General features: G+C 65.2%; 11 protein-coding genes. 5 read left to right on the forward strand and 6 right to left on the reverse strand.

What is annotated here, in order from left to right; translation table 11 throughout:
• A partial coding sequence (locus ACHWRX_RS07485) for an ATP-binding protein (RefSeq protein WP_394658718.1) occupies positions 1-1446 on the forward strand: 1446 nt, incomplete at its 5' end.
• 4 nt (positions 1447-1450) lie between these two features.
• On the opposite strand, the gene ACHWRX_RS07490 is transcribed toward ACHWRX_RS07485, so the two are convergent.
• The 3 genes from ACHWRX_RS07490 to ACHWRX_RS07500 all read right to left on the reverse strand — a co-directional run bounded on the left by ACHWRX_RS07490 (position 1451) and on the right by ACHWRX_RS07500 (position 6558).
• Positions 1451-2932: an MATE family efflux transporter gene (locus ACHWRX_RS07490; RefSeq protein ID WP_394658719.1), complete on the reverse strand. Its 1482-nt coding sequence runs from the start codon at positions 2930-2932 to the stop codon at positions 1451-1453.
• Positions 2929-3660 (reverse strand): 7-carboxy-7-deazaguanine synthase QueE, encoded by a 732-nt coding sequence (locus tag ACHWRX_RS07495; RefSeq protein ID WP_394658720.1) that lies wholly within the window; start codon positions 3658-3660, stop codon positions 2929-2931. Before ACHWRX_RS07495 ends, ACHWRX_RS07490 begins: the two co-directional genes overlap by 4 nt.
• Before the next feature lie 234 nt (positions 3661-3894).
• On the reverse strand, positions 3895-6558 hold the full coding sequence (locus ACHWRX_RS07500) for a valine--tRNA ligase (RefSeq protein WP_394658721.1): 2664 nt from the start codon (positions 6556-6558) through the stop codon (positions 3895-3897).
• Positions 6559-6720: 162 nt separating this feature from the next.
• Here ACHWRX_RS07500 and ACHWRX_RS07505 point away from each other — a divergent pair, with 162 nt between their 5' ends.
• The 4 genes from ACHWRX_RS07505 (at position 6721) to ACHWRX_RS07520 (ending at position 10357) form a co-directional block, all read left to right on the forward strand.
• Positions 6721-7836: an MlaE family lipid ABC transporter permease subunit gene (locus tag ACHWRX_RS07505; protein WP_183616195.1), complete on the forward strand. Its 1116-nt coding sequence runs from the start codon at positions 6721-6723 to the stop codon at positions 7834-7836.
• Positions 7833-8741, forward strand: coding sequence for an ABC transporter ATP-binding protein (locus ACHWRX_RS07510; protein WP_183616196.1), 909 nt, complete (start codon positions 7833-7835; stop codon positions 8739-8741). The genes ACHWRX_RS07505 and ACHWRX_RS07510 overlap by 4 nt, the downstream gene beginning before the upstream one ends.
• A 9-nt stretch (positions 8742-8750) precedes the next feature.
• On the forward strand, positions 8751-9689 hold the full coding sequence (locus ACHWRX_RS07515; protein WP_058737937.1) for an MlaD family protein: 939 nt from the start codon (positions 8751-8753) through the stop codon (positions 9687-9689).
• Positions 9690-9751: 62 nt separating this feature from the next.
• Positions 9752-10357 (forward strand): ABC-type transport auxiliary lipoprotein family protein, encoded by a 606-nt coding sequence (locus ACHWRX_RS07520; RefSeq protein ID WP_394658722.1) that lies wholly within the window; start codon positions 9752-9754, stop codon positions 10355-10357.
• A gap of 39 nt (positions 10358-10396) precedes the next feature.
• Here the strand turns inward: ACHWRX_RS07520 and ACHWRX_RS07525 are convergent, their stop codons facing one another.
• The 3 genes from ACHWRX_RS07525 to ACHWRX_RS07535 form a co-directional block, all read right to left on the reverse strand.
• Positions 10397-11095 carry an ATP12 family chaperone protein gene (locus tag ACHWRX_RS07525; RefSeq protein WP_394658723.1) on the reverse strand — a complete coding sequence of 233 codons (699 nt, stop codon included), beginning with the start codon at positions 11093-11095 and terminating at the stop codon, positions 10397-10399.
• Complete coding sequence (locus ACHWRX_RS07530; protein WP_058737940.1) at positions 11092-11307, reverse strand: hypothetical protein; 216 nt, start codon at positions 11305-11307, stop codon at positions 11092-11094. Before ACHWRX_RS07530 ends, ACHWRX_RS07525 begins: the two co-directional genes overlap by 4 nt.
• Positions 11304-11759: HAD-IA family hydrolase (locus tag ACHWRX_RS07535; RefSeq protein WP_394658724.1), on the reverse strand; the 456-nt coding region annotated here is incomplete at its 5' end. The genes ACHWRX_RS07530 and ACHWRX_RS07535, both read right to left, overlap by 4 nt.

An 11759-nucleotide genomic window follows, 5' to 3' on the forward strand; every position in this document is an offset into this window, starting at 1 on the left:
CATTGGCTGCTCGCCAGCGTGCGCAGCCAGAAGCAGGACCCAGGCTCCGCTGAAGCCATCGTCGCCCAGATCGATTTCCTGGGCGAGGGCGAGATTTGCCCCGATACCGGGGTGATGCGCGCATTCCGCCGGGGCGTGACGGTCTATCCCATCCCCGGATCGCTTGTGTACCCCGTCACCACCGACGACCTTCGCCAGATCTACGCCAGTTCCGGCCACGCCGCCGTGATCGAGGCTGGGAACGTCTATCCCACGTCGGACATCCGCGCCGGGCTCTATGTCGATGCGCTGCTGGGCAAGCACTTCGCGCTGCTGGGATCGACCGGCACCGGCAAGTCCACCTCCGCCGCGCTGATCCTGCACCGTATCTGCGACGCGGCGCCGCAGGGCCATATCGTGATGATCGACCCCCATGGCGAATATGGCGCGGCGTTCCGCACCAACGGCGTGGTGCTGGACGTGGGCAATCTGCAGATGCCCTACTGGCTGATGAACTTCGAGGAACACTGCGAAGTGTTTATCACCGCGCGCGGGCATGAGCGGCTGGAGGATGCCGAAATCCTCAGCAAGTGCCTGCTGGAAGCGCGGATGCGCAACCGCCTGGCGCAAGAGCTGGGCCGGATCACCGTGGACGCGCCGATCCCCTACTTGCTGTCAGACCTCAGCAACATCCTCAACAACGAGATGGGCAAGCTGGACAAGGGCCGCACCACCGCCGGCTACTTACGGATCAAGAACAAGATCGACGAGATCAAGGCTGACCCACGCTATCAATTCATGTTCGCAGGCATGCTGGTGGGCGACGTGATGGCAGATTTCATCGGCAAGCTGTTCCGCCTGCCCTCCGACGGGCGGCCGATCTCGATCATCGATGTCTCGGGCGTGCCGTCCGAAATCACCTCCACCGTCGTCGCGGTGTTGAGCCGCCTGGTGTTCGATTTCGCGGTTTGGGCGCGGGAAGAACGCACCCAGCCGATCCTCCTGGTTTGCGAGGAGGCCCACCGCTACGTGCCCAGCGAGCGCAATGCCGATGGTTCCTCGGTAGGGCGCATCCTGTCGCGCATCGCCAAGGAGGGGCGCAAGTACGGCGTCTCGCTTGGCCTGATCACCCAGCGTCCGTCCGACCTGGCAGAGGGTGTGCTTTCGCAGTGCGGTACGATTATCGCCATGCGGCTCAACAACGAGCGTGACCAGGCTTTCGTGCGCGCAGCCATGCCGGAGGGCGCGCGCGGGTTCCTCGATGCCATCCCCGCCTTGCGCAACCGCGAATGCATCATCTGCGGGGAGGGCGTTTCCATCCCGATCCGCGTCGCCTTCGACAATCTGGAGGAGGATCGCAGGCCCGCGTCGGGGGACCCGTCCTTTAGCACCTTGTGGCGTCAGGTCGGGGGCGAAGAGCAGATGGTCGTGCGCACCGTTCAGCGCTGGCGCGCGGGCGGTCGCTGAAGACTCAGGAAGCGGGTGGCCCCTTTTCCGGCAGTACGTCGATTCGCCGCCAATTGCCCTTGAGGTAGTACAACGCGCTCAATCCCGCGGCCGCGAACGAGCCGACCGGGTAAGCCCACAAGACCGCGTCGCTGCCGATCATCGGATAGGCCAAATAGTAAAAGCCCATGCGTGCCGGGTAGAGCGAAATACCCAGGATCACCAGCGGTGCCAGCACCACGCCGTAAGCGCGCATGGTGCCGAACAGGATCATCGTCACGCACATGATGACGTAGGCGGCGGTGCACAAAAGCTGCATGTGCTGCGCCACGGGCAGCGCCGGACTGGCCGAGCCCAGGAACAGTGCCAGCAGCGGCCGATCCGCCAGCACGATCATCGCGGCCATGACGGTGGACATCGTCAGCGTGGCGATCAGTCCCACGCGCGTCACCTTGCCAACGCGCGCATGCTTGCCCGCGCCGATCGCCTGCGCGACCATCGCACTGACTGCCGAACTGACGGCTAAGGCCGGCATCTGCAGATAATTCCAAAGTTGCAAAGAGGCGCCATAGGCGGCGGAAAAATCCAGCCCTTCGCGGTTGACGAAGCCGATCATCACCAGCCCGGCTGAGGACGAGAGCAACATCGAGGCCCCCATCGGGATACCCTTCACCACGATATAGCGCAGCGCCGCGCCTCGGGGGATCAGGTACGCCAGTTCCGAGCCGCGCAGCCGCAGCGGCAGATCCCGGCCGTAGATGCGCCACAGCATGAAACACAGGCCGGCCAGGTTCGCGAGGGCGGTCGCCATGGCCGATCCGGCGATCCCCAGCGTTGGCAGTGGGCCGGGACCGATGATCAGCACCGGGTTCGCCACGATGTCGATCGCGGCGGTCAGGATCATGGCGTAGAGCGGCGTCTTGGAATCCCCCGCGCCGCGCAGGCCCATCGATACCATCATCAGCACCACGCCGAACGGCAGGGTGATGAAGACGACCTGGAGATACTCGTACGCCAGTTCGCCACTGGCGGCGGGTGTGTTCAGCCCCGTCAGGATATTGCGGGTGAAGAACCAGCCCAGCAGCCCGATGACGATCGAAACCACCACGCAAAAGCCCACGCCGGTGCCAAAGTTCTGCCGTGCCGCGGCAATGTCACGAGCGCCGAAGAACTGGCCCACGCGGACGGTGGTGGCCGTGCCAAAGCCGATGATCAGGGCGATCATCATGAACATCACGAGATTGGCGTTGGCCGTTGCCGCCAGCGCCGTCTCGCCCAGCAGCCGCCCCACCCAGATCGCATTGATCGAGCCGTTCAGCGTCTGCAGCACCGAACTGATCAGCATCGGCATCGAGAATGCCAGCAGCGTCTTCAGGATCGGCCCCTGCGTCAGGTCGCCCTTGGGGTTGCCCGATCGGTCCACCGGCGCGCTGGGTGGCGGACTTTGCGGCGCGAGTTGCACCTCTGCCACGTTCTCGCCGATGGGTATGGGGCTCGCCTCGTTCATGTGCCCCTCGTGTCGCCGTAAAGATGGATGTGCAAGCGGTCGGTGAAGCGCAGGCCGTGATCCAGGCAAAGCTGCGCCAGCCAGAGATTGCGCGCCGCCAGTTCGGCCGGGGTGCGCCCTTCCGCCATCAGGAACACGCGATCGGCAGGAATCGCATAATCGCGCTGGAGGCCCAAAACCTGGGCCATATCTGTAGCTTGCGCGATCACGAACTTGAACACGGCGCGCGGGTCGGTGGCCCAGGCCTGCAGGCGCTCTGGCACCAGGGCAAGGTCTGCCGGATTGCCGCTATGCGCCAGCTTGGGGCTGACGTTGTACTGATGCACCAGTCCGTCCAGCGCCGGGTGCGGGGCGACCGTGCCGTTGGTCTCGATCTCGACGTGCATCCCGGGCAGCAGCGCCAGCAGCCGGGCCAGCGCCGGGCCTTGCAGCAGGGGCTCCCCTCCGGTGACCACCAGGCGATCGGGGGAGAGCGCGGTGATACGCGCGGCGACATCCTCCTCGCTCAGCGCCACCTGGTTCTGCGAGCGATTGAAGGCCAGCGCATCGCGGTGGGGGCGGTTATCTCCCTCGAACCGCCAGGTGTAGGCGGTGTCGCACCACTGGCATGCCAGATTGCAGCGAGAGAGCCGCAAGAAAGTGCTGGGTCGCCCAAGCGAGAGGCCTTCGCCTTGCAGGGAGGCAAAGATTTCCGGTTCGCCGGGCGTCGTGGTGGCCAGGGTCAGCATGCGCGGTTGCCGCAGTTGCCGGTGTCCAGGCGTGTAAGTCGCCGGGGCTCTTGAAGGCCGAATTTCGGGCTTTGGGGGGAAGGGAGGCGGAACGCGGACATCGCGGCGGCCCATGCCAGATCGTGCCGGAGTAGGAAAATGGATTCGGTCGGGGAGGAGGGGCAGGGCGGCGGGACGGAGCTGGGGGGGGGGCATGCCGCGCCGACGGCTCGGCCCCACACCCCAGCCTCGCCTTTACCCCAATCGCGCCAGCGCGGCCTGCAACCGCTCGGCTTCCGCCGAGTGAGCGGCGTGATCGGCCTTGGCCTTGTCCACCGCCTCGGGCTTCGCCTTTTCCACGAAGGCCGGGTTCTCCAGACGCTTGCCCAGCAAGTCCCGCTCCTTGATCGAAGTGGCCAGCGCCTTTTCCAGCCGCGCTTTTTCGGACGCGAGATCGATCACGCCCTCCAGCGGGATCGCCAGCATCGCATCGCCCGCGCTGATCTGCATCGCCGCGCCGGCAGGGGCCGGTTCGAAGCGGATCGCGTCGAGCCGGGCCAGACGGTCGATCACGGTGCCGCTGTGCGAGATGATCGAGCGCGTCTGCTCCGAAGGATCGGCCAGGTAAGCGTTTAGCCGCGCTCCCGGTGCGATGCCCAGCTCAGCCTTGGCGGCGCGCAAGTTGCCGACGAGCGCGATCAGCCATTCGACCTCGGCCTTCGCCCGCGCATCGATCGGCGCTTGCGGCTCCGGCCACTTCGCCACGATCAACTCGTAGGGCCGCGCGCCCATCTTGGACCACAGTTCCTCGGTTACGAAAGGCATGAACGGGTGCAGCATCACCAGGATCTGGTCCAGCACCCAGCCTGCCACGGCCTTCGTCTCGTCGTCGAACTGGCCTTTGATCAGCTCGATGTACCAGTCGCAGAACTGGCTCCAGGCGAACTGGTAGATGGTGTTGGCCGCCGCATCGAAGCGCAAGTCGGCCATCGCCTTGTCCAGCGCCGCGACCGTCTCGACCACTTCGCCGATGATCCAGCGATTGACCGCCGACGTCGCCGCCGGAGCCGCGACCGACTGGCTCGCGCCGATGCCGTTGGCCTGGCAGAACCGGGCCGCGTTCCACAGCTTGGTGGCGAAGTTGCGGTAACCCTCGACCCGCTTCTCATCCATCTTCACGTCGCGGCCCTGGCTTTCCATGGCCGCCATGAAGAAGCGCAAGGCATCCGCGCCGTACTGGTCGATCAGGCCCAGCGGATCGACCACGTTGCCCTTGGACTTGGACATCTTCTGCCCGTCCGCCGCGCGCACCAGCCCATGCAGGTAGAGCCGCTTCCACGGCACTCTTTCCGCCAAAGGCGACTCTGGCTTCATGAAATGAATGCCCTGCATCGCCATCCTGGCATCCCAGAAGAACAGGATGTCGAAACCGGAGATCAGCAAGTCGTTGGGATAGTGGCGGGAGAGGAGGGCGTTATCTTCCGGCCAGCCCAGCGTGGCGAAAGGCCAGAGTGCGCTGGAGAACCAGGTGTCTAGCACGTCCTCGTCACGCTTGAGGGCTTTGTTGCCGGCCTGGGATTGCGCTTCTTCTTCCGTCTCGGCGACGTAGATCGAACCGTCATCCGCATACCAAGCCGGAATCCGATGCCCCCACCACAGCTGGCGGCTGACGCACCAGGGCTGGATGTTCTCCATCCAGTTGAAGAAGGTCTTCTCCCAGGTCTTGGGCACGATCTCGATCGCGCCGGAGCGCACGGCGTCCAGCGGTGCCTTGGCGAGGGTTTCGGCGTCCACATACCATTGGTCTGTCAACCAGGGTTCGATCACCACGCCGCCGCGGTCGCCGTAGGGCGTCTGGATCACGCGGTCCTCGATCTTGTCGAGCAGGCCGTCCGCATCCATCAGCTCGACCACGCGCTTTCGGGCGTCGAAGCGATCCATGCCGATGAACTCGGCGGGGATCAGCCCGTCAGAAGTCTGGCAGACCTTCGCCTCGGCATCGAGCATGTTGAGCATGTCGGCAGCCTTGATGCCTGCGCGCTTGCCCACTTCGAAGTCGTTGAAATCGTGCCCCGGCGTGATCTTCACCGCGCCCGAGCCCAGTTCCGGATCGGCGTGTTCGTCAAACACGATCGGGATTTCGCGCCCGGTGATCGGCAGGGTCACGGTGGCGCCGCGCGCGACCAAGGCCTGGTAGCGCTCATCCGACGGGTTCACCGCGACCGCCATGTCCGCCAGCATCGTTTCGGGCCGGGTGGTGGCGACCGAGATGTGGCCCGAGCCGTCCGACAGCGGATAGCGGAAGTGCCAGAACTTGCCGTCGATCTCGCGCGTCTCGACCTCAAGGTCGGAGATCGCGGTCTTCAGGCGCGGGTCCCAGTTCACCAGCCGCTTGTCACGGTAGATCAGGCCCTGCTTGTGCAGGTCGACGAAGACCTTCACCACCGCCTTGGTGAAGTGCGGGTCCATGGTGAATTGCTCACGGCTCCAGTCCATGGAGCAACCCAGGCGGCGCAGCTGGCCGGTGATGGTGCCGCCGCTTTCGGCCTTCCACTCCCAGACCTTTTCGATGAATTGCTCGCGCGTGTAGTTGGTGCGCTTGTCCTGACGCTGCTCCATCTGCCGCTCGACCACCATCTGCGTGGCGATACCGGCGTGATCGGTACCGACGACCCACAGCGCATCCTTGCCGCGCAGCCGCTCGTAGCGGATCACCACGTCCTGCAACGTGTTGTCCAGCGCGTGGCCGACATGAAGGCTGCCGGTGACGTTGGGCGGCGGGTTGACGATGGTGAAGGGCGTGGCGTCCGGCCGCTCGGGACGGAACAGGCCGGCCGTCTCCCAATGGGCATACCACTTTGCCTCGATCGCGGCGGGATCGAAGGTCTTGTCGAGCATCTCTGCGCTGTCTTGCGTCATGGTCCGGGCCTTTGCCATCGTGCGCGGGCGGCGGCAAGGATGTGCTGGACAATCCTCGGCTGAAGGCATACCTGACAAAGAGAGTGAACGATCACTCACATATTTCGTCGCGCAGGTGGAACCTCTTGCCGCGCCAGTGATTATCCCTCATTACGAGGTACTATGCGGGAATGGGCTGACTTCAATCTTGCCGAGACGCAGGAGGGCGGCGTTCCCACGTTGGCGCTGAAGGGTGCCCTGCGCGTCCACTCGCTAGGCAATCTCGATACCAAGCTCGATACGATCTCCCACGATTTCAAGCAGATCGACATGGGCGGCGTCACCGATATCGACACCACCGGCGCCTGGCTGGTCAGCCGCTTCGCACGCAAGCACGACGCCCGGATCGTGGGTGAGAGTGAGCAGGCCCGACGTCTTTTCGCCGCCATCGGCGACTTGGACGACACGCCGCCCGCACCGCCGCCGCACGAAGGCCTGTTGCGCCGTACGCTGGCGGATGTGGGTGATATGATCATCCAGTGGGGCCACGGGCTGGTCCGTATCCTGGATTTCCTGGGGGCGATGCTGAAGACATCGGCCACGGTCATGCGCCATCCCTCGCGGCTGCGCGGCAAGGCCACCATCCACCACATGCAGTACATCGGCGTGAACTCGCTGTGGATCGTCGGGTTGATGAGCTTCCTGATCGGCATCGTCATCGCCCAGCAGGGCGCGGTGCAGCTGCAGCAGTTCGGTGCGGAGATCTATACGATCAACCTCACCGGCCGGCTCACATTGCGCGAACTGGGCATCCTGATGACCGCGATCATGGTGGCGGGACGCTCCGGCTCTGCGTTCGCGGCGCAGATCGGGACGATGAAGCTGACCGAGGAGGTTGACGCCATGCGCACGATCGGCGTCTCGCCGATGGAGGCGCTGGTGATCCCGCGCGTGCTGGCCGCCGTGCTGATGATGCCTCTGCTGGGCTTTTATTCCTCGGTCGTGGCGATCATCGGCGGCGCGTTCATTTCGAACTTCGCGCTCGATATCCCGTTTCTCACCTTCCTGAAGCGCATCCAGGAAGTGGTGCCGATCACCGATGTTTGGATCGGCCTGATCAAGGCGCCGATCTTCGCCCTCATCGTAGCGCTGGCGGGGTGCTATCAGGGCATGCAGGTGAAATCGAACGCGGAAGAAGTGGGCCTTCGCACGACCCAGGCGGTGGTGACCGCGATTTTCACCGTGATCGTCCTGGATGCCTTCTTCGCGATCTTCTTTACCGAGATCGGCTGGAAATGAGCGACGACGTGCAAGAGGTGGCCCGGCCGCCGGTCGACAGTTCCGAAGCACCGATCGTGGTGCGCGGCCTGCGCAATGCGTTCGGCGAACACCTCATCCATGACGATCTCTCGTTGGAGGTCCGCAAGGGAGAAATCATCGGCGTCGTCGGCGGCTCTGGCACGGGCAAGTCGGTACTGATGCGCTCCATCATCGGGCTGCAGCAGCCGGAAGCTGGCGAGGTCCACGTGCTGGGCCACGACATGACCCGGCCCAGCGAGGCGGACGAGATCGACGTTCGCTCACGCTGGGGCGTGTTGTTCCAGGGCGGTGCCCTGTTCTCCACGCTGACGGTGGGTGAGAACGTGGAAGTGCCGCTGAAGCAATTCTATCCGGACATGACCGATACGCTGCGTCAGGAGATCGCCCGGTTCAAGGTGCGGCTCTCCGGCTTGGCGGACGAGGCGGCGTTCAAGTACCCGTCGGAGCTGTCGGGCGGCATGCGCAAGCGCGCCGGTCTGGCACGGGCGCTGGCGCTCGATCCGGAGCTGCTGTTCCTGGACGAGCCGACCGCGGGCCTCGACCCGATCGGCGCGGCTGCTTTCGACCAGTTGACGCGCGAACTGAAGGAAACGCTGGGCCTTACCGTCTTCCTCATCACCCACGACCTCGATACGCTCTATGCGATTTGTGACCGGGTGGCGGTGCTGGCGGACAAGAAGGTGATCGCGGTGGGGACCATCCCCGAGCTGCTGGCGCTGGATCATCCATGGATCCAGGAATACTTTAACGGCCCGCGTGGCCGCTCCGCCCAAGCTGCAGAGCAAAAGGGGGCAGCGGAACAAAGCGAAGCGGCCAAATCGAACGGCGGCCGCAAGCCGCTGGCGAACGCGTCGGCCCCTGGGCCTGACGATAGAGAGATATAGGGCAAGGCGATGGAAACACGGGCAAATAACGTCTGGGTCGGCGCAGTCACCCTTGTCCTGCTGGCGTTGCTGGCGGCTTTCGTGATCTGGATCGCGCGGCTGAACCAGGGCGCGCAGAATGAATACGACATTTTCTTCAAGCAGTCGGTCGATGGCCTCGCAAAGGGCTCTGAGGTCGCTTACGCGGGCGTGCCGGCGGGTCAGGTCAGCCAGATCGAGCTGTGGCCTCAGGACCCCAGCTTCATTCGCGTTCGTATCCGCGTGGATGAGAAGGTGCCGATCACCGTGGGCACCACCGCCACGATCCAGGGCAGTTTCACCGGCGTGTCGGACATTCAGCTGGAGGGCGCGCAAAAGGGTGCGCCGCCGATCGTGGAGCCGGGGCCGGATGGGGTGCCCGTGATCCCCACGCGCCGGGGCGGCTTCGGCGAAATTCTCTCCAACGCGCCGCTGCTGCTGGAACGGCTGGCGACGCTGACCGAGAACCTCAACCTCATGCTGAACGAAGACAACCGCAAGTCGCTGTCCGGCATCCTGGAAAACACCAACAAGATGACGCGCGATATCTCGGCGGCGACGCCCGAATTTCGCGGGGCGATGGTGGAGCTGCAAAAGTCGCTGGCACAGGCGCGCCTGACGCTGCAATCCTTCCAGAACGTGGCCGACAAGGCGGATGGCGTGCTGGGCAGCGAGGGTAATTCGCTGGCGGTGCAGCTTCGCCGCACGCTGGGTTCGGCCGAGAGCGCGATGAACCAGCTGAACAAGACGCTGGAAACCGCGCAGCCCGCGTTCAACCAGGTTTCCACCTCGACGATCCCGGCGGCCGAGGCGGCGATCCGCGATCTCCGGGCGACCACCAAGGCGCTGCGCAACGTGACCGAGAAGATCGACGAACGCGGTGCCGGCGCGCTGCTGAGGGGGCAGTCGGTGCCGGACTACAAGCCATGACGAAGCAGCAGGCCATCACCGGTCCATCCGCTCCGTCCGCAAACAGGAAAAAGGCTACAGGCATGTCCGCATTCCGCCCGAAGATCGTCGCCGGTTCGGCTATTGCGCTGGCCGCCAGCCTCCTGCTGTCGAGCTGCCTTGGCCTGGGCGGCAAGGCGCCCAAGCAATTGATCAGCCTAGTGCCCACCTCCAGCGCACAAGCGGGGCCAGCCGTCACGGCGGATAGCAAAAACGCGATCGTCATCATGGACCCGGAGTCCGATCGCAGCCTGGAAATGCTGCGCGTTCCCGTCCGCGTGAACGCGGCGACCATCGCCTATCTCACCGACGTAGCGTGGATCGAAAAGCCCTCGCGCCAGTTCCGCGGCGTCCTGGCCGAAACGTTGCGCACGCGTACGCAGCGGCTGGTTGTTGAAGATGGCGATTTCGACGCGGTGGGCAGCACGATGCTGACCGGCCGCCTGCTCGCCATGGGCTACGACGCGCCGACGCAATCTGTCGTCGTCCGCATCGACATGCAGCGGCACGAAAAAGGCGGTGCGATCATCTCACGCCGGTTCGAGGCCGTGGTCCCCGGTATTCAGGCGAAAGCCGCCCCTGTGGCCGCGGCGCTGGGCACGGCTGTGAACGACGTTGCCGGGCAAGTCGCCACGTGGGTGGTGGGCTGACGATTTCAGGCTGACAGGCCGACAGGCTGGGTAAAGCCTTTAGCCGCGTCGCGCCAGTTCGGCAAAGCGGGCGGCTAGCAGGAATGCCTCGCGCCGCTGAGCGCGGCGTTCTTCGGCCTCCCATTCGCGCCCCCACAGATCGGCCTGCCACTCCTCTTCCAGATTGGCGGCCAGCCATAGCGCGTCCAGATCGGCATCCGGCGCGATTGCCAGCAGGCCAACCACGAACGAAGCGGACAAGCTGATCAGCATCCGCAGGGCGGCCAGGGTGAAGGCATCCTGCGCTTCCAGTTCGTGCCGCAGCCGTGCCAGCGTTTGGGCGGGTTGCGGCTTGTGGACGATCCCCGAGATGCGCGTGAAGTGAATGCCCAGCCGGGCTTCCGCCTCGCCCAGGATCGGCTCCCAGGTTTCCAGCTGGCGGCGGTGCAGCGGCTCGTCCGGATCGGCGCGATAGCACAGCGTGTCGGTTTCCGCGTAAGGCAGCAGCCCGGTAACGGCATCCTCCGCGCCGCCCGCGATCGCATCGATGGCATAGTCCGCCAAATCGCGCAGCGGGAAGCTGGTGGGGTCGATCGTCTCGCCTTGTGCCGACCACTCGGCCGCCAGCGCTTCGGCCAGCGCGCGCGTCGGCACGATCTGCGGCGCACCGGCCGCTGTCTTGATGCCGCGGCCATCCAGCAGAACGCGCCAGCCACCGTCCGCCGCCACGGTGGTGACGGCTTGATAGAAGCGCTTCACCTAGGTGTCCTCCACTTGCGCGCCAGAGCCGTAGGAATGACGAAGACGCCGACGAGTCCGATGATCAGCAGCAGATATCCCGCCCAGGTCGGCACCGCGCCATTCGCCAGCCGGCCGTTGCTCGCCAGCAGGCCCATCAACACGCAGCCGACGCCCGCCAGCCGCACCAGCTGGATCAGGAAAAAGCGCCCGCGCGCCGGATCGTGGCTCATGCGAGCAGGACCTTCCCCAATTGCTCGGGTGTCTCCACCACGACTTCCGCTCCGGCGGTCAGCAATTCACGCGGGAGATGATAGCCCCAATCGACGCCGATCGCCCGCACTCCGGCATCGCGCGCCATCTGCATGTCGAACGAGGTATCGCCGATCATCACTGCGTCCTGCTCACCCGCGCCGGCGTCTGCCAAGGCGGCCTGCAGCATCGCGGGATGGGGCTTGGAGGGGTGGCGGTCTGCCGTCTGCAGCGTCACGAACAGGTCGGCGATGCCGTTGTCCGCCAGGCAGTGCGCCAATCCGCGATCGGACATGCCGGTGGCGACGCCCAGCGTCCAGCCGCTGTCCGCAAGGCGGCGCAGCAGCTCCGGGATGCCGGGGAATAGCGGTTGCGATACGCGCCCGTCGCTGCGGGCGGTGCGGAACGCCAGCTTGTAGCTCTCCGCCAGCGC

This window comes from uncultured Novosphingobium sp. (assembly GCF_964277725.1).
In the GTDB taxonomy this organism is placed as follows: Bacteria; Pseudomonadota; Alphaproteobacteria; order Sphingomonadales; family Sphingomonadaceae; genus Novosphingobium; species Novosphingobium fluoreni.